We start from the raw sequence: 18,127 nt of genomic DNA, 5'->3' as shown, positions 1-18,127 counted from the left end.
CTTTACTAAGTTATCCCAATTTCAGCAAACATCTCAACCGGCTTTACTACTTTTCACGGTACAAGTGCCACCACTACAACCAAACACTAATTTTGGCCGACCACCGAAATCATTGATGAAAATCAGTACAGGACTGTTACCCATTGCTGACGCACTGCCACCCAACACAGCACTGCCTTTTGGTGGGATCATCATCGGATTAAAACCGGATACCGCTGCCCCGTTTAGGCTGGATGACGCTGATGCAATGGTCACGTAGTACGGCGTCGGATTGTTAACCACATAGTGATCCCCTTGTCGAGTCATCGTCAATTTCTCCTGATAAGGATTTTCGTGGTCTGTTCGGCCAGCAGTAATAGCCTTTGGCCGATAAAACAGTTTGATACGTGTTTGCAGCGCAATCTGCAATGTGTTGGGTTTGTTGGACTTCGGCGGAATTTCCCGGAGGTTGAAATAGAACAGCGTCTCTTTATCCTGAGACAACATGTTGATGCCCTGAGTGACTTGCAACTTCACTTGGCTTTTGGCTCCTGGCTCTACTCTCTGAAGTGGCGGTAGCGCAGTCAGTGGATTGTTAATCTTGTTGCCATGTTCGTCCTCAATCCAAGCCTGTGCAAGATAGGGCAACTCTTTATTCTGGTTACTGATACTAAGGCTCATTGATCTATCTTCCCCATTAAACACCGCGCGGGTGCGATCGAGGGCAATAGCTGCATTAGCCTGCTGAATAGCCAGAATACCTGCTAACATGACAGCAGAAGCTGCTATGTTTTTTTTCATTGTCATACTCATGCGGTTGTACTTATCTTTAGGCAACATTTCCACTGATTCACTCCACACTTTTATTAATCTTCTGGAAAGAACCACCAATCCCTTTAACATGCCGACAAGGTAACAACAGATTATTCATCAAGTTGGCGAGAAGAGATTTCGGCAATGTGATGAGACACTGTATGCGACCATTCCAATGCACACTCATGTTCTCGCCAGGATTAATGCCGGTTAACCACACACTTCCTTCATCATTCACGATGCCAGTTTGCACTTCACGTTCGTTCATCACGACAGCGCCAAATGGAGGAACCGTACCGTCTGTCAACTTAATAATGGCCATTGCCTTCTCGCCGGCGATCATCCCAAACTTGCGATAACCAATAGCGCCTTCCGTTAGCGTGCCTTGTACCACCGAGCGAGTGGCATCCACGTTATCCGCCAGTTGGTTCACGTCCACATTAACGCTGCTGCGGTAGTAACTGTTGATATCACTCACCACCGCTTTACCAAAAACGTTGGTATGGGTCACACTGCCATAACCGCGTATTGGTACACCACCAATCCCATCAGCATCGATCATCATGCGTGTTCCCCCTATCATGTTGATACGGTGTAGCGCTGCCCCATCCACCGTCGCCGTTATTCCCCCCTGAAGTGACAGCCCCATAGCGCTATATTCACTTCCACGGAAATTGGCATTCGCTGTCAACTTAGCTATATCCCCCTCATGGGTGAAATAACCACTACCAATACTACGTCCGCCTTGACCGTTACCAACATTAATCCGATATGCATTGTTGTCATCGATACGGTCATAGTAACCCACAGTATTACTGCTATTACGGCTAAGCTGACCGTCATAGGTTATTGTGCTATTTTCACCCCACGGTACAGCCATACTCAGATACAAACCGTCATCATTAGTGTCGTTGTATTGAGTCCGATATGCCGTTAGGCTCAGGCTAATGTTTTTAAAACGTCCGATGTCGAAATAACGCGATAGTGACAGGTTATAAGTATCGTTGTTCGGACGGTCCCAGTAGGTCTGATGGCCGTAGTTCAGATAAACACTAAGCCCCATTTCCTTAAACTGTTTGTTAAACGTAATGGTATAGAACTCTTTACCTCTTCCATTATTGACACCGTAATAACGCGCCTCTAAATACTGCGACATGCTCATGAAGTTACGTTCTGAGAAACGGTAACCTGCAAATGTTATCTGGCTATCGTATTCATCAAAGCGTTTAGAATAGCTAACCCGATACGAGCCTCCTTGTTTGGTGTCATCATGCAGAAACTGAGCTCGCGACTGCGTCACATCAAATGACAATGCACCAAACGCGAGCAAGTCACGGCCGATACCGATAGCCAGAGCGTTATAGCCCCTGGCCAGCAAAGCTCCTCCGTACAGCGACCAACCGTTGTTCACCCCCCAAGAGAATTCTCCAGTTGCAAAGCCCGGCCCCTTACTGCGATGCTTAATGTCTGATGGTTTACCGGCGGCAATCTTGTAACGAACCATACCTGGACGTGTCAGATAGGGTACATTAGCGGTATTCACCTGGAAGGTCTGTACGCTGCCATCCTGCTCCTGTACCTTCACATCCAGCTTGCCATTCACCGCAGTATTCAGATCCTGAATACTGAAAGGACCTGCTGCTGCCTGAGTTTCATAAATCACACGCCCTTGCTGACTGATGGTCACCTTGGCATTGGTTTTCGCCACTCCAGTCACTTCCGGCGCATAACCACGCAGGTTCGGTGGCAGCATGTTGTCGTCCGATATCAGACTGGCTCCGATGTAACGAAAACTGTCAAACATCCCAGAGTTGAGGTAGTCTTCCGCCAACGTCAGTTTGGCACGCAGAGCGGCTATCACACGGTAGGCATAGTAGCGGCCCCACTCCCAGCTTTGCTGGGCGCTTCCTACCTGCCCCGTCGTATGGCTGTACTGCACCTGCCAATCGGCCCGCAGACGCCAAGGTCCCAAGTTGGCCCCAACTGTTCCGTTACCGCTCAAAGATTGCGCTTGGCTGCCTGCACCTGACTGATTTGTCACTTGTGCATTGACGCTGTAGTCAAATAACATACCGGAGATCCCATTGTCCCAACGTGACGGCGGATCCCAGTTTTCCACGGTATATTCTAAGTAAGCCTGCGGCATGCTGATGTATAGTGCCCCAGCGCCCAAGTCACCTCGAACTTCCATACCTTTCAGAGAAGCTATTTCTAGGCACTGGCCGTTATGCCACCAAGTAAGCTGACGGACTGCATCCGCTTTAAGTCCCAGTTGATCAACCATCTTTAGCGTCAGGCACGCTTCACTGCCTTTCGGATCATGATCAGGAGCAATGAACTGTACCGTCTGCTCGGGCAATTCGTTTTTATTCAAGCGTAATACCATCTGGTAGCTACCTTGCATAATGTAGCCAGCCTGGGAAAACTGACTTAAGTCAATACGCGCCCGATCCTTGACATCAAGAACATCCGTGTTGAATTCCACCCTATCGGCAGCCTTGACCACCTGCATGCCACAAAGAGCCAACAAGATACACAGTGCCACCGAGCTATCCCTCGCTCCACAAAGTAGCGATGGCATGGCGGGTCCTTTCATCAGAAATAATCCAGTTTGAAACGTATCATGGTGTGGAGGGCCTCGGCGCGTAACACTTGGTGAGCTGTTACTAGACGTAAAGTATAATCCAGCCGCATTGAGCTTATTTGCAGATCCTCTACAGGCATTGGTTTGCCCGGCACGACTACCGCTCCTGTACTGTCCGATATCTGTAATCCCACACCACTCGCTTCACCATTCATGCTAAACAAGTCGTTACGAGCAGCCGTACCATCAAAAGTCACTCGAAAGTGTGACCTGCTCAGGCGATTCAGTAATACGGGAGTCAACAGACAATTAATCAACTGTATACTTAAAAGCCGTACCGGCTCGTGACCACCGCGGATAATTTGTCCGACCAAAATAGATGATATGTCGATGGTCTGATCTTGATTGCCCAAAGCAATTGTACACGGTGTATCAATGATGGAGCCTTGCATGTTGACGCGGCCATGCTCTTGGCTGATAGCCATTGTCATAAATGACAATATCAGACTGGCTAGCACTAACAACGTCAGCAGGGAAGGCAACATCTTAGAACAGGTTGGATGGCTAAGAAGAGTCATCTCGCTCCCCAAAATTCGGTTTACCGGCAAATTCATTTCCCTAATCTTGTAGGGACCCCTCTTTCCCGCTGTTTCCCCTGTCAGCCTGAAGGCTAGGCCACAGCGGGAAAGAGAAACAGATAGACTTTCCAACGCACAGAAAGGCTTCTTTCACCACCTTTATTGGTAAGCCAGAGTGAAGTTAGCCACAGCGGTGAAATCACCAGGAACAATAGTCGCAGAAGCCCCGTCACCTTGTAAGAAAGCAGCGAAGTGCATGGTCGAATCGGAACCATCGGTGATGATTGTGGGTGAACTCTGTTGTCCCAGTTTGATAAGTTTGGCGTTATCGTTGGTGATACCAATAGCCGCACCAGAGGCCGAACCAACAATTGCCAATAGGTCCTTATTCACAGAAGATGGTGTCCCAGAGAAAGTCGCCGTTACAATCTTCTTTTCCAAGCCGTTAGCATCACAGTCTAGTAAACGGATATTAAAAGGAACCGGCGTGGACTTACCACCTCCTGCCAGTGCTTTGTTGGAAATCTGCCCAAGCTTCACAGTCTGATCGTCATCACCGGGGTGGATGGAACAAGGCGCATCAATAATAGAACCTTCAAAAGTCACTTTTCCTTGGCCTTGGTTAGTATTTTTAGTACTGGCGGGCGGCTTGGTCTGCGCATTGACAGAACCTGCTGTTAGGGTTACACCCAATCCGAGAGCCATAACTAATGTATTCAATTTCATGTGAATTAATTCCTTAACTTAAGGATAAAACCATACAAAAGTAGCAGTGTGGAACTTCAGCTCCTACACCAGATATCCAATGCAAAAAGGGTCTTAAAATCTCATATCAACATTTTTTGTTGTAAAATAGTTTCTTAATTTTTAATAAAAATTCTACATCCTGATATTTTCTGTCAAAAAATCACTGTTCAATGATATATATGATTTTATATTTATATATAAAAAAATTTATTTCTTTCTTATGATAAATAAATGAAATTTTAGAGTAGTAATTCCATAAAATCTCTATTAATTGATATAGTTCTTTGGATTAATATTCTCTATCAGTAACTATATGCCCAAATCTCACAGGAACTATTTTCATGAAGAAGCGTAAGTTCTTAACCAGATATGAAATTGATGCGATTTTAGAAAAAGCACGTCAGGGGCGTCATGCTGAGCGGGATTATTGCATGTTACTCATGTGTTTTATTCATGGGTTTAGAGTCAGTGAGCTATGTCATCTGACACTATCCGATCTTGATCTTAGTTCGGGAATTATTCACGTAAGGCGATTAAAAGGGGGACTATCAACAACACATCCATTGGTGCCAGAAGAACTTAATGCGTTAAATCAATGGATTAATATCCGTAAGAGCTGGAGAGAATCAGACACATCGTGGGTTTTTTTATCACAAAAATCAGGTGCGATTTCACGCTATCAGGTTTATAGTTTGTTAAAACGTTATGGTAGACAAGCATTAGTCGATATTTCACCTCATCCACATATGTTAAGACATGCCTGCGGCTATGCTCTTGCTGATTTGGGAAGAGATACACGCCTTATTCAGGATTATCTCGGTCACCGCAATATATCTCATACTGTTATTTACACAGCAAGCAATGTAAAACGGTTCTCCAATATATGGGAAATTCCTTCAAAAGGACTCAGTTAGTACCTTCTTTCTATAAAATGTGTTGTGATATGAGAAATTATTTCTTTTACAACAAAAAAATATCATCTGATGATAATGATGAATATCATAGGATACTGATTTTTTTTATTTATTATAATTGCTTTTTAATTTATTTAGTTATCGAAAAATAAAGCGGATTATTTCTTTCCGCTTTATTTTTTTATTGAATGATAATTTGTAAAATCATTTACCCTTCAAATTGTTGCGTTATTTTTTCAAGTTGTTCCTGAATTTCCATCCATGATAATTCAATTTCTTCCAGTTTTGATTTGGTCTGATTTTGTTTTTGCAGATGTTCAGTTAATTCGACTTTACGGCTGCTATCATAGATAGCGCTGTCTAAAAGTTGATTTTCTAGTACAACCAATTCGCCACCCAGTTTCTCCATCTGGTTTTCAAGATTAGTCAGTTGTTTACGCAATGGCTGCGTTTGGTTACGGAAGTCAGCTTGACGCCGTTTTTGATCTTTTCTTTCCTGAGCACTTTGGCTGGATGTCTCTTTTTCCTTATCGTTGTTTTCACGTATTTGCTGATTTTGTTGACGTTGTTGATCTATCAGCCATTGTTGATAATCTTCCAAATCGCCATTGAACGATTCTACCCGGCCATCATGAACCAGATACAACTCATCTGTTGTTGAACGTAATAGATGTCGGTCGTGAGAAACCACAACCAATGCACCGTCAAAGTCGATCAAAGCTTCTGTCAGTGCCTGACGCATATCCAGGTCGAGGTGGTTCGTTGGTTCATCAAGTAACAGGAGGTTAGGGCGTTGCCAGACCATTAATGCCAAAACTAAACGTGCTTTTTCTCCCCCGGAAAAACGCCCACTTGGGTCAGTCACTTGATCGCCTTTGAAACCAAAGCCGCCCAGATAATCTCTAAGTTGTTGTTCTGTTTCTTGTGGCGCAATGCGGACTAAATGCTGTAATGGTGATTCATCAGCACGTAAATATTCCAGTTGATGTTGGGCGAAATACCCCAGTTTGATCCCTTTAGCTAATTCTACGGTTCCACTCTGAGATTGCAGTTCGCCAGCCAATAGTTTAATCAACGTGGATTTACCCGCGCCATTACGGCCAAGCAGGCCAATGCGGGAGCCGGGAACCAGATTCAGTTTGATGGAATTTAAAACGGTCCGTTCGCCGTAACCTGCGCTTACTTTTTCCATTTTCAGGAGTGGGTTTGGCAGACTTTCCGGTTTACGGAAACTGAAATGAAATGGGTTATCAACATGGGCAGGAGCGATTAATTCCATCCGCTCCAGCATCTTGATACGGCTCTGAGCTTGTTTGGCTTTGCTGGCCTTGGCACGGAAACGGTCAATATAACTTTGCAGATGGGCAACTTTCTCTTGCTGACTTTTATAAAGGGCCTGTTGTTGCGCCAGTTTGGTAGCGCGCTGGCGCTCGAAAGATGAGTAGTTGCCGCTGTACTCAAACAGAGATTGTTGTTCTATATGGAGGATCTTATCGGCAATCGGGTCGAGAAAATCCCGATCATGGGAGATAAGGATTAATGTTCCAGGGTAGCTTTTCAGCCATTTTTCCAACCAGATAACCGCATCCAGATCAAGATGGTTAGTGGGTTCATCAAGCAACAGCAAATCAGAACGGCAGAGTAGTGCCTGAGCCAGATTGAGGCGCATGCGCCATCCACCGGAAAATGCACGTACAGGTTGATCAAGTTGCTCTTGAGAGAAACCTAAACCGTGCAGTAGACTTGATGCTCTTGAACGGATCGTCCAGGCTTGAATCGTGTCTAATTGACCATGCAGATGAGCAATCAGATTACCGTCATTTTTTTCATTGGCTATCCGTAGTTGTTGTTCCAGTTGACGGAATTCACGATCACCATCAATGACATATTCCAGAGCGGGTATTTCCAGTGCCGGCGTTTCCTGATTCACCCAGGAAAGTGCCCAGTTACTGGGAAAAGTGAATGTGCCTGTTTCAGCCTGAAGCTCATTTTTTAATAGTGCAAGTAGGGTAGATTTACCACAGCCATTTTTCCCTACCAGACCAACTTTCTGCCCGGGATTGATAGTGGCGCTGGCATTGTCCAGCAGAACACGAGTTCCGCGACGAATTTGTAATGAAGAGAAAACAATCATAAGTATCGTTTGTATAGAATATGTTAAATTAGTAATAACAGATAGTAAGCGTCTTATTTTATAACTTTCGTATGCATGGTAACGGAAAATACGTGTCCTGACACGTTCTTGAGGAGGGAACGATGTTACAGCCGCCTAAAGTCCTGCTGCTGTATGCCCATCCTGAGCCACAGGATTCAGTAGCAAATCGTGTTTTGTTACAACCTGTGCAGGGTTTAGAGCATGTTACGGTCCACGACTTATATGGAGCTTATCCAGACTTTTTTATTGATGTTCATCATGAGCAACAGCTACTTCGAGAGCATCAGGTGATTGTCTTTCAACACCCACTGTATACCTACAGTTGTCCAGCTTTATTAAAGGAGTGGATGGATCGTGTGCTGACTCGGGGGTTTGCCAGTGGTATTACCGGGTTGGCATTACAGGGAAAATATTGGCGTTCAGTGATTACTACTGGGGAGCCGGAAGGCACTTTCCAGGCTGATGGGTATAATCTCTATTCAATGGAAGAGATCCTTCGTCCTTTTGAACTCACCGCGGCGATGTGCCGTATGCATTGGTTATCACCCATTATTATTTATTGGGCACGCCGTCGAAAACCTGAGCTTCTTGCCATCCATGCTAATGCTTATCGTGAGTGGCTCAAATCGCCATTATCATTAGGAGGGCTATAAGTTATGGAGCATTCAGCGCAATTGAGCGCCGGTGTATTGTTTTTATTTGCTGCCGTTGTAGCAGTGCCACTCGCACAGAAATGCAAGATTGGGGCAGTATTAGGTTATTTGTTGGCAGGGATTGTCTTGGGTCCGTGGGGGTTGAGTTTTATCAGGGATGTTGATGATATTCTTCATTTCTCGGAGTTAGGGATTGTTTTTCTGATGTTTATCATCGGCCTTGAACTTAACCCCGCTAAACTCTGGCAACTCAGACGATCTATTTTTGGTGTCGGTGCGGCTCAGGTTATTTTCACGGCGAGTGTGCTGGCTGTGTTGTTATATCTGACCGATTTTTCATGGCAAGCGGCGGTTATTGGTGGTATCGGTATGGCGATGTCCTCAACGGCAATGGCCCTGCAACTCATGAAAGAGAAGGGCATGAACCGCAATGAAGGCGGGCAGCTTGGTTTCTCGGTTTTGCTATTTCAAGATATGGCGGTGATCCCGGCTTTGGCATTGATTCCGTTGTTGGCAGGTGGAACAGCCTCCGGTGACTGGTATCGAATAGCGTTAAAAATTGCTGCTTTTGCTGGCATGTTGCTCGGTGGCCGTTATCTGTTACGTCCGTTGTTTCGTTTGGTCGTCAGAGCTGGAGTACGTGAGTTATTTACTGCGGCGGCGTTACTGGTGGTACTCAGCTCAGCGCTATTTATGGAAGCGCTCGGTTTTTCTATGGCGCTCGGAACCTTTATCGCCGGAGTATTACTGGCAGATAGTGAATACCGCCATGAACTGGAAATCTCCATAGAACCGTTCAAAGGATTGCTGTTGGGGTTGTTTTTTATTTCGGTCGGTATGTCTCTGAATCTAGGGGTATTACTGATACATATGTCCGAAGTACTACTTGGTGTGCTGGCTTTGGTGATTGTGAAAGGCATTGTTTTGTATCTTATCGCAATGAGTGCTGGCTTACGGGGTGCATCCTGCTTGCAATTTTCTGGCGTACTCAGCCAGGGGGGAGAATTCGCCTTTGTTCTGTTTTCTGCTGCACTGAGCCGGAATGTGCTCAATAGTGGGCAGATGGCTTTGTTGCTGGTCGTGGTGACGATATCGATGATGACAACGCCGCTTGTCATGCAATTGATAGATGCTATTCTGGCACGCCGTTATAATGCCAAAGATGAGACAGATGAACAGCCCTTTGTAGAAAATGATGATCCGCAGGTGATTTTAGTGGGTTTTGGCCGGTTCGGACAGGTAATCGGTCGTCTTCTAATGGTGAATAAAATCCGTATAACGGTGTTAGAACGCGATGTCAGTGCTGTGAGTACTATGCGGCGTTATGGCTATAAAGTTTATTATGGCGATGCGGCTGAATTGGAGCTGCTACGTTCGGCAGGCGCGGAGAAAGCCAAAGCGATAGTCATCACCTGTAATGAGCCGGAAGATACCATGATGATCGTTCATTTATGCCAGAAACATTTCCCTAATCTGCATATTATGGCGCGAGCCAGAGGACGCCTGGAAGCGCATGAACTGCTACAAAATGGAATAGAAAATTTCACCCGTGAAACTTTCTCCAGTGCCTTGGATCTGGGGCGTAAAACCTTAGTCGAATTGGGAATGCATCCGCATAAAGCTAATCGAGCAAAACAACATTTCCAGCGGTTAGATATGCGGATGCTAAGAGAACTTATGCCGCAGCTACAGGGTGATGTGGCTCACATATCTCGTATAAAAGAGGCGCGACGGGAACTGGAAGAGCTATTCGAACGGGAAATGCTGAATGAACGTCGCCAACCGGATGGTTGGAATGAGCATGAATACATGAATAATAGCGGAGCAAATCATGTCAGTAAGCCGTAAGAGATTTATTGCCGGTGCTGTCTGCCCAGAATGTCACTCTCAGGACACGCTGGCAATGTGGCAAGAAGATCAGGTGGATGTGGTGGAATGTGTCCATTGTGGTCACCAACAACGCCAGACTGATGAGAAAGTGACCTCTCATGTCAGAAAGCAGGAGCAGGTTATTGGTATTTTTACCCCACAATAATTATGTGAATATTAGCGCGAGTGAGTACAGAGACTGAAAATTCCGCTACAATCGGTAAAAATTTTTAGACCCACGGGTAGGAGATGTCATGAAAGTAGCAAAAGATTTGGTAGTCAGCTTGGCTTATCAAGTAAGAACAGAAGATGGTGTTTTAGTTGATGAGTCACCGGCGAGTGCGCCGTTGGACTATCTGCATGGCCGTGGTTCATTGATTAGCGGTTTGGAAAAGGCGCTAGAAGGCCGTGAGGTGGGTGAGAGTTTTGATGTCAGCGTACAGGCTGATGATGCCTATGGTCAGTATGATGACAATCTGGTTCAGCGTGTGCCAAAAGATGTCTTTGTTGGTGTTGATGAACTGGAAGTTGGCATGCGTTTCCTGGCTGATACCGATATGGGGCCAGTACCCGTAGAAATTACAGCAGTTGAAGATGAGCATGTTGTGGTTGATGGTAACCATATGCTGGCTGGTCAGAATCTAAAATTTAATGTTGAAGTTATTGCCATCCGTGAAGCGACTGAAGAAGAACTGGCTCATGGTCATGTTCATGGTGCTCATGGTCACGAACATGGTGAGGGGTGCTGCGGTGGTCACGGCGATGACGACGGTCATCATCATAATGAAGGACACGGATGCTGCGGTGGCGGCGGTTGCCACTGATAAGCTAAAGCGGATAGTGGACTTTTAATATTTAAAAAAAGCGGGGCAAGTTTGGGATAGTTGGTTTCAGCGCTTGCCCTAATTTATTGTAGTTTAATGCCTTTCCTAGTAATGAGGAGGAGGTGTTTCCTCAGATTGTGAAGCGATCATTGAGGGTTGAGTGGCTTTCAATCGTTCTGTCATCAACCGCAAATGATCTCTTAATTTAGTGATCTCCATTTGCTGTTCAGTCACTACCTGATTTAATTCTTCGATAGTTCTTTCTTGAAAGACAATTCGACTTTCCAAACGCTCAAGCCGTTGCTCAAATTCTGACAGATCCATGATTTTCTCCCGTTTCAGGTCCTGTATTGCCCGTGTTAGATGCCTCATATTAATTAAGAGTAGCCTACTATGCCCAGAATATTCTGTGAAATGCGGTTGTTATGAAACCTCTTGTCATTCATGTTGTCCTAATAAGCTTGGGGCACTAAAAAACGGCAAATATTGTATTGTGCTCCTGTAGACGGTTATAGTGACTTGGTTGCATAACTTTTGCTGACGGTAAAATCCCCCAAAGCTATTGGAGAAACAGATGAAATCATTGTTTAAAATTACCCTGCTTGCTACCACATTAGCGATGGCTTTCAGTGCCCCTCAGGTGCTGGCGGCTAAAGCAGATAGTCAGAGTAGCACAGAATTGAACAGCGCATTTAAAACAGAAGATCAGCAAAATGCTTATGCTCTGGGCGCATCTTTAGGGCGTTATATGCAAAACACCCTGAAAGAACAGAAATCTCTGGGTATCCCATTGGATAAAGATCAATTGTTATCGGGTGTGCAGGATGCTTTTAATAACAAGAGCAAACTGACTGACAGCGAAATTGAAAATACGCTGCGTGCATTTGAAGGTAAAGTGAAATCTGCCGCTGAAGCTAAGATGGAAAAAGAAGCCAAAGAGAATGAAGCTAAAGGCGTTAAATATCGTGAAGAATTTGCTAAGGAAAAGGGGGTCATTAAGAGTAAAACCGGCCTTTTATATAAAATAGAGAAGGAAGGCAGCGGTAAGAAGCCTGTGGCAAGCGACACGGTAGTTGTGAACTACCGGGGGACATTGATTGACGGTAAAGAGTTCGATAGCTCCTATAAACGTAATGAACCCCTTTCTATTCGCCTGGATAGCGTTATCCCAGGTTGGACAGAAGGTTTACAGAATGTGAAAAAAGGTGGAAAAATTAAACTGGTTATTCCACCAGAGCTGGCCTATGGTAAAGCGGACCTGCCAGGTATTCCTGCAAATTCGACACTAGTATTTGATATTGAGTTGCTGGATGTTAAAGCGGAGACCAAAGCTAAGTAAGCTATACCCTATAGATTTCAAGATGCATCGCGACGGCAAAGGAGAGAATCCCCGGGAGCATAGCTAACTATGTGATCGGGGTGAGCGGGTGCAGCCAACAAAGAGGCAACTTGAAAGATAACGGGTATATTCGCTAAATATCTTTGATGAATACGGATAAAACCGTTGGTAGAGATTCTGTCAACGGTTTTTTGTTACTGAAAGCTGTGATAGAGACCAAATGTCTGAGTAGCAATGGCTTGACGATGATGTCATGTGGTTTTAACGTCAATATTTCATGTGAATGCAAAGATCTTTGATTAGGATCTCTGTTAAGCTGCAATAATTGAATTTTCACAAGAAATCTTTATAGGTTTATCACGTTGTGTTTTTAGCAAGACGTTGTCTGCGATTGAAGGATGGTGTATTTAATGTCTAACCCGTTATTATCTGGTGATATCAGTGATGTCGATTTACTGGAAAACCAACCGTTTACTGAAACGGACCACGAAATTTTAAAGTCTTATGAAGCCGCAGTTGATGGCTTGGCTATGCTAATTGGTGGGCATTGTGAGATTGTCCTTCATTCATTGGAAGATCTGAAATGTTCAGCCGTCAGAATAGCCAACGGAGAACATACAGGTCGTAAAATAGGTTCACCTATCACTGATCTTGCGCTGCGTATGTTACATGACATTACAGACGAAGATTGTAGTGCATCCAAAGCCTATTTTACCCGAGCGAAAAGCGGTTCATTGATGAAGTCAGTCACGATTGCGATCCGCAACCGGAATCGCCGAGTGATCGGCCTTTTGTGCATTAATATGAATCTTGATGTCCCTTTCTCTGAAATTATTCAGACATTTATTCCAGAGGAAACACATGATGTCGCACCAAATGTAAATTTTGCCTCATCCGTGGATGATTTGGTTGCGCAAACGCTGGAGTATACTATCGAAGAAGTTAATATTGATCGCAGTGTATCCAATAATGCCAAGAACAGACAGGTGGTTCTGAATCTCTATGAGAAAGGTATTTTTGATATTAAAGATGCAATCAATCAGGTTGCTGAGCGTTTAAATATTTCTAAACATACTGTTTATCTCTATATTCGTCAGTTTAAAAATGGTGAATGTTTAGGGCCTGAGCGGTAATGTCTTCGCTGTCTTATTGTCTGCTGGTTACGGGGCCTGCATATGGCACCCAACAAGCCAGCAGTGCTTACCAATTCGCCCAAGCTTTGATTTCGATGGGGCATAAACTTAATACTGTATTTTTTTATCGGGAAGGGGTTTATAACGGCAATCAGTTGACTGCACCAGCCAGTGATGAGTTTAACTTGGTTAGCGCATGGCAGATGATGGCAACGGAGCACCGGTTTAGCATGCACATTTGTATTGCCGCTGCCCTTCGCCGTGGTGTTCTTGATGTTCAGCAGGCAAGTGAGTTGAACTTACCGGTAGCAAACTTGGCTGAAGGGTTTGAATTAAGCGGATTGGGAACACTGGCTGAAGCTATGCTAACTTGCGACCGTGTGGTGCAATTCTGAGAGGCAAAAATGAAAAAAATCGCTTTTGTCTTCACTAAAGCGCCTCATGGTGATGCAGGGGGTAGAGAAGGTCTAGATGCATTGCTGGCAACTTCGGCATTAACAGAAAAGATAGGTGTATTTTTTATTTCTGACGGTGTGTTTCAACTATTACCAGATCAGCAGCCTGACAGAATTCTCTCCAGAAACTATATCGCTACTTTTAAGGTGTTGCCTTTGTACGATATTGAAGAATGTTATTTGTGCCAGGAAGACCTTGTTATGCGTGGATTAAGCTCAGTCAATCATTTTGTTCTGGATGCGAAAGTGATACCCGCAGAAACGATCCGTGAGAAACTGGTTGACTATGATGTTGTGCTGACATTCTGAGCTATTGGAAGGACAATGAGATGCTATATACTGTTGGCCGATCGCCATATCAATGTGATTTCAATGTGATATCCAAGCTGCTTGCCAGTGGTGATGACATCTTATTTATTCAGGATGGTGTACTGGCAGGTATTGAGGGTAATTGCTATCTGCCGGCGTTGATCAGTCGTGGTGCTACATTGTATGCGCTAAAAGAAGATATTGAGGCGCGGGGATTGGACGATCAGGTTTCAGACAAAGTGCAAGTGATCGACTATACTGACTTTGTTAACCTGACGGTAAAACACCATCAACAATTCGCCTGGTAGTTGAGAAAAAGCTGTATATTTCTTGACACTTTGGCGAGTCAGCCATAAAATTCCGCGTCCTCGTGTTTTGCCGTTAGGGCAGACAAGAGATTTAATCCGTGTTTACGAAGCAAAAAAACCAGGAGTTTTTTTAATAATGGCAACTATTAACCAGCTGGTGCGCAAACCCCGTAGCATGAAGGTTGCAAAAAGCAACGTTCCTGCTCTGGAAGCTTGCCCGCAGAAGCGCGGCGTATGTACTCGCGTATATACCACCACCCCTAAAAAACCAAACTCTGCACTGCGTAAAGTATGTCGTGTGCGTTTGACTAACGGTTACGAAGTTTCTTCTTACATCGGTGGTGAAGGCCACAACTTGCAGGAACACTCCGTAATTCTGATCCGTGGCGGTCGTGTTAAAGACTTGCCAGGTGTGCGTTACCACACTGTTCGCGGCGCACTGGACTGTTCCGGTGTTAAAGACCGTAAACAAGGTCGCTCTAAGTACGGTGTGAAGAAGCCAAAAGCTTAATGGTACTCCGTTAAGTAAGGCCAAACATTATTTACCTTAATGTCAAAATAAACTCATAGAGTTTTGGACAACCCTGAATTCGAAACGGAGTATTTCCATGCCACGTCGTCGTGTAATTGGTCAGCGTAAAATTCTGCCAGATCCAAAGTTTGGATCTGAATTACTGGCCAAATTCGTCAATATCCTGATGGTAGATGGTAAAAAATCTACTGCGGAAGCAATTGTATATAGTGCGCTTGAGACCCTGGCTCAGCGCTCTGGTAAAGAGCACCTGGAAGCGTTTGAACTTGCATTGGATAATGTGCGTCCAACCGTGGAAGTTAAGTCCCGCCGTGTTGGTGGTTCTACTTATCAGGTTCCAGTTGAAGTTCGTCCGGTTCGTCGCAATGCGTTAGCAATGCGTTGGATCGTTGAAGCTGCTCGTAAACGCGGTGATAAATCTATGGCCCTACGCCTGGCGAACGAATTATCTGATGCAGCCGAGAATAAAGGCACTGCTGTTAAGAAACGTGAAGACGTTCACCGTATGGCAGAAGCTAACAAGGCGTTCGCACACTACCGTTGGTAATCTCATCGTAGTGATGATGCCCTGGGTGGCTGTTCTGCCACCCAGATTTACATTGAACGTCCTAGGAATAGAGGAATCAAATGGCTCGTACAACACCCATTGCACGCTACCGTAACATCGGTATCAGTGCACACATCGACGCCGGTAAGACCACCACTACCGAACGTATTCTGTTCTACACTGGTGTAAACCATAAGATCGGTGAAGTTCATGATGGCGCTGCTACTATGGACTGGATGGAACAGGAGCAGGAGCGTGGTATTACCATCACCTCCGCAGCAACAACTGCTTTCTGGTCAGGTATGGCTAAGCAGTTTGATGCGCACCGTATCAACATCATCGACACTCCAGGGCACGTTGACTTCACCATCGAAGTAGAACGTTCCATGCGTGTTCTTGACGGTGCGGTCATGGTTTATTGTGCGGTTGGTGGTGTTCAGCCACAGTCCGAAACCGTATGGCGTCAGGCAAATAAATATAGAGTTCCACGTATCGCGTTCGTTAACAAAATGGACCGTATGGGAGCGAATTTCTTACGCGTTGTTGAGCAGCTCAAAACTCGCTTGGCGGCAAACCCAGTACCTCTGCAATTAGCCATTGGTGCAGAAGATGTGTTCACCGGTGTTGTTGACTTGGTGAAAATGAAAGCCATCAACTGGAACGATGAAGATCAGGGAACCACCTTCACTTACGAAGATATCCCAGCTGATATGCAGGATCTGGCGGAAGAATGGCGTAGCAATTTGATTGAAGCCGCTGCGGAAGCATCAGAAGAGCTGATGGAAAAATACCTTGGCGGTGAAGAACTGACTGAAGAAGAGATCAAAGCTGGTCTGCGTCATCGTGTTCTGACTAACGAAATCATCCTGGTTACTTGTGGTTCTGCATTTAAGAACAAAGGTGTTCAGGCAATGCTGGATGCAGTTATTGAGTACCTGCCAGCACCAACGGATGTTGAATCCATTAAAGGTATTCTGCCAGACGGTAAAGATACGTCGGCAGAGCGTCACTCTGACGACAACGAACCATTTTCGGCACTGGCGTTTAAAATCGCTACTGACCCGTTCGTTGGTAACTTGACCTTCTTCCGTGTCTACTCTGGTGTGGTTAATTCCGGTGATACCGTTCTTAACCCAGTGAAAGACAGAAAAGAGCGTTTTGGCCGTATCGTTCAGATGCATGCTAATAAACGTGAAGAAATTAAAGAAGTTCGTGCAGGTGACATCGCTGCTGCGATTGGCCTGAAAGATGTGACTACCGGTGATACGCTGTGTGATATCAACGCCCCAATTATCCTGGAGCGTATGGAATTCCCAGAGCCAGTCATTTCTGTTGCTATTGAGCCAAAAACTAAAGCTGACCAGGAAAAAATGGGTATCGCTTTAGGCCGTCTGGCTCAAGAAGACCCATCATTCCGCGTGTCTACCGATGAAGAATCTGGTCAGACTATTATCGCCGGTATGGGTGAGCTTCACTTGGATGTTCTGGTTGACCGTATGCGTCGTGAGTTCAAAGTTGAAGCGAACGTCGGTAAACCTCAGGTTGCTTACCGTGAAACCATCCGTTCTACTGTTGAGCAAGAAGGTAAATTTGTTCGTCAGTCTGGTGGTCGTGGTCAGTTTGGCCACGTATGGCTGCGTATTGAACCAATGGAACCCGGTGGCGTAGGCTATGAATTCGCCAATGAAATCGTTGGTGGTGTTGTTCCTAAAGAATATATCCCGGCAGTAGATAAGGGTATTCAGGAACAAATGAAAAATGGTGTTCTGGCCGGTTACCCGATTGTTGACGTTAAAGTGGCACTATTCGATGGCTCTTACCACGAAGTGGACTCTTCTGAAATGGCGTTCAAAATCGCAGGTTCTATGGGCTTCAAAGAAGGCTTTATGAAGGCGAAACCAGCTCTGCTGGAGCCTATCATGAAAGTTGAAGTTGAAACACCAGAAGATTACATGGGTGACGTTATCGGTGACCTAAACCGCCGCCGTGGTATGATTGACGGTATGGAAGATATGACTACCGGTAAAATCGTACGTGCTCAGGTACCATTATCTGAAATGTTTGGTTATGCTACTGACCTGCGTTCTCAGACCCAAGGTCGTGCTTCTTACTCTATGGAGTTCCTGAAGTACAATGAAGCGCCGAGCAACGTCGCTCAGGCTATTATCGAATCTCGTAAAGCTAAATAAGTTTTTCGGGTTTAATATCTAGATTCAGCTCCCTCTCCAATATGATGAGGGTGCGATATTAAGGAATAGAGTCGTGTCTAAAGAAAAATTTGAACGTACAAAACCGCACGTTAACGTTGGTACTATCGGCCACGTTGACCACGGTAAAACTACCCTGACTGCTGCTATCACTACTGTATTGGCTAAAACCTACGGTGGT

At 45.1% G+C, this 18,127-nt stretch carries 20 protein-coding genes; 14 read left to right on the top strand and 6 right to left on the bottom strand.

From position 1 onward, the window contains the following. Positions 1 to 33: 33 nt before the first annotated feature. From ACGF5R_RS14670 to ACGF5R_RS14655, 4 genes are all read right to left on the bottom strand, one after another. On the bottom strand, positions 34 to 786 hold the full coding sequence (locus ACGF5R_RS14670) for a fimbria/pilus periplasmic chaperone (protein ID WP_387691478.1): 753 nt from the start codon (positions 784 to 786) through the stop codon (positions 34 to 36). A gap of 43 nt (positions 787 to 829) precedes the next feature. Continuing rightward, on the bottom strand, positions 830 to 3,388 hold the full coding sequence (locus ACGF5R_RS14665) for an outer membrane usher protein (RefSeq protein WP_387691425.1): 2,559 nt from the start codon (positions 3,386 to 3,388) through the stop codon (positions 830 to 832). Continuing rightward, entirely contained in the window at positions 3,388 to 3,954 is a 567-nt protein-coding gene (locus ACGF5R_RS14660; protein ID WP_387691423.1) for a fimbrial protein, read from the bottom strand. Before ACGF5R_RS14660 ends, ACGF5R_RS14665 begins: the two co-directional genes overlap by 1 nt. A gap of 159 nt (positions 3,955 to 4,113) precedes the next feature. Then, positions 4,114 to 4,680: a fimbrial protein gene (locus tag ACGF5R_RS14655; RefSeq protein ID WP_112879346.1), complete on the bottom strand. Its 567-nt coding sequence runs from the start codon at positions 4,678 to 4,680 to the stop codon at positions 4,114 to 4,116. A 362-nt stretch (positions 4,681 to 5,042) separates the two neighbouring features. On the opposite strand from ACGF5R_RS14655, the gene ACGF5R_RS14650 reads away from it, so the two are divergent. Further along, positions 5,043 to 5,615, top strand: coding sequence for a tyrosine-type DNA invertase (locus ACGF5R_RS14650; protein WP_112879347.1), 573 nt, complete (start codon positions 5,043 to 5,045; stop codon positions 5,613 to 5,615). 208 nt (positions 5,616 to 5,823) lie between these two features. Here the strand turns inward: ACGF5R_RS14650 and ACGF5R_RS14645 are convergent, their stop codons facing one another. Further along, positions 5,824 to 7,749: an ABC transporter ATP-binding protein gene (locus ACGF5R_RS14645; protein ID WP_262981359.1), complete on the bottom strand. Its 1,926-nt coding sequence runs from the start codon at positions 7,747 to 7,749 to the stop codon at positions 5,824 to 5,826. 122 nt (positions 7,750 to 7,871) lie between these two features. Here ACGF5R_RS14645 and kefG point away from each other — a divergent pair, with 122 nt between their 5' ends. The 4 genes from kefG (at position 7,872) to slyD (ending at position 11,116) form a co-directional block, all read left to right on the top strand. Further along, complete coding sequence (gene kefG / locus ACGF5R_RS14640; RefSeq protein ID WP_112879349.1) at positions 7,872 to 8,423, top strand: glutathione-regulated potassium-efflux system ancillary protein KefG; 552 nt, start codon at positions 7,872 to 7,874, stop codon at positions 8,421 to 8,423. A gap of 3 nt (positions 8,424 to 8,426) precedes the next feature. Then, positions 8,427 to 10,271: a glutathione-regulated potassium-efflux system protein KefB gene (kefB, locus tag ACGF5R_RS14635; protein ID WP_112879350.1), complete on the top strand. Its 1,845-nt coding sequence runs from the start codon at positions 8,427 to 8,429 to the stop codon at positions 10,269 to 10,271. Then, a complete protein-coding gene (locus tag ACGF5R_RS14630) occupies positions 10,255 to 10,458 on the top strand; it encodes a YheV family putative zinc ribbon protein (RefSeq protein ID WP_036813523.1) in 204 nt (67 codons plus the stop codon). Before kefB ends, ACGF5R_RS14630 begins: the two co-directional genes overlap by 17 nt. 88 nt (positions 10,459 to 10,546) lie before the next feature. Beyond that, positions 10,547 to 11,116, top strand: coding sequence for a peptidylprolyl isomerase (slyD, locus tag ACGF5R_RS14625; RefSeq protein WP_387691421.1), 570 nt, complete (start codon positions 10,547 to 10,549; stop codon positions 11,114 to 11,116). Between the two features lie 105 nt (positions 11,117 to 11,221). On the opposite strand, the gene ACGF5R_RS14620 is transcribed toward slyD, so the two are convergent. Continuing rightward, complete coding sequence (locus tag ACGF5R_RS14620) at positions 11,222 to 11,440, bottom strand: protein SlyX (protein WP_112879352.1); 219 nt, start codon at positions 11,438 to 11,440, stop codon at positions 11,222 to 11,224. Between the two features lie 250 nt (positions 11,441 to 11,690). Between ACGF5R_RS14620 and fkpA the strand changes: the two genes are divergently transcribed. The 9 genes from fkpA to ACGF5R_RS14575 all read left to right on the top strand — a co-directional run. Further along, positions 11,691 to 12,455 carry an FKBP-type peptidyl-prolyl cis-trans isomerase gene (fkpA, locus tag ACGF5R_RS14615; RefSeq protein WP_387691419.1) on the top strand — a complete coding sequence of 255 codons (765 nt, stop codon included), beginning with the start codon at positions 11,691 to 11,693 and terminating at the stop codon, positions 12,453 to 12,455. 410 nt (positions 12,456 to 12,865) lie between these two features. After that, positions 12,866 to 13,588 (top strand): transcriptional regulator, encoded by a 723-nt coding sequence (locus ACGF5R_RS14610; protein ID WP_036779966.1) that lies wholly within the window; start codon positions 12,866 to 12,868, stop codon positions 13,586 to 13,588. Further along, on the top strand, positions 13,588 to 13,983 hold the full coding sequence (tusD, locus tag ACGF5R_RS14605) for a sulfurtransferase complex subunit TusD (RefSeq protein ID WP_112879355.1): 396 nt from the start codon (positions 13,588 to 13,590) through the stop codon (positions 13,981 to 13,983). Before ACGF5R_RS14610 ends, tusD begins: the two co-directional genes overlap by 1 nt. 9 nt (positions 13,984 to 13,992) lie before the next feature. Beyond that, entirely contained in the window at positions 13,993 to 14,352 is a 360-nt protein-coding gene (tusC, locus tag ACGF5R_RS14600) for a sulfurtransferase complex subunit TusC (RefSeq protein ID WP_112879356.1), read from the top strand. 20 nt (positions 14,353 to 14,372) lie between these two features. Continuing rightward, a complete protein-coding gene (gene tusB, locus ACGF5R_RS14595) occupies positions 14,373 to 14,660 on the top strand; it encodes a sulfurtransferase complex subunit TusB (RefSeq protein ID WP_112879357.1) in 288 nt (95 codons plus the stop codon). Between the two features lie 136 nt (positions 14,661 to 14,796). Next, a complete protein-coding gene (rpsL, locus tag ACGF5R_RS14590; RefSeq protein WP_011144815.1) occupies positions 14,797 to 15,171 on the top strand; it encodes a 30S ribosomal protein S12 in 375 nt (124 codons plus the stop codon). A 97-nt stretch (positions 15,172 to 15,268) separates the two neighbouring features. Next, the gene (gene rpsG / locus ACGF5R_RS14585; RefSeq protein ID WP_011144816.1) at positions 15,269 to 15,739 is read left to right on the top strand and encodes a 30S ribosomal protein S7; all 471 of its coding nucleotides are present in this window, start codon (positions 15,269 to 15,271) and stop codon (positions 15,737 to 15,739) included. 80 nt (positions 15,740 to 15,819) lie between these two features. Beyond that, positions 15,820 to 17,928 (top strand): elongation factor G, encoded by a 2,109-nt coding sequence (gene fusA / locus ACGF5R_RS14580; RefSeq protein WP_387691417.1) that lies wholly within the window; start codon positions 15,820 to 15,822, stop codon positions 17,926 to 17,928. A 73-nt stretch (positions 17,929 to 18,001) separates the two neighbouring features. Then, positions 18,002 to 18,127, top strand: a 126-nt coding sequence (locus tag ACGF5R_RS14575; RefSeq protein ID WP_000031650.1) for a GTP-binding protein, incomplete at its 3' end; no start/stop codon positions are given.

Origin of the sequence: Photorhabdus sp. RM71S, from assembly GCF_042879355.1 — a bacterium.
Lineage (GTDB): Bacteria > Pseudomonadota > Gammaproteobacteria > Enterobacterales > Enterobacteriaceae > Photorhabdus > Photorhabdus kayaii.
Note: the sequence above shows the minus strand (reverse complement) of the source record. Positions and strands in the feature narration are given on the sequence as shown.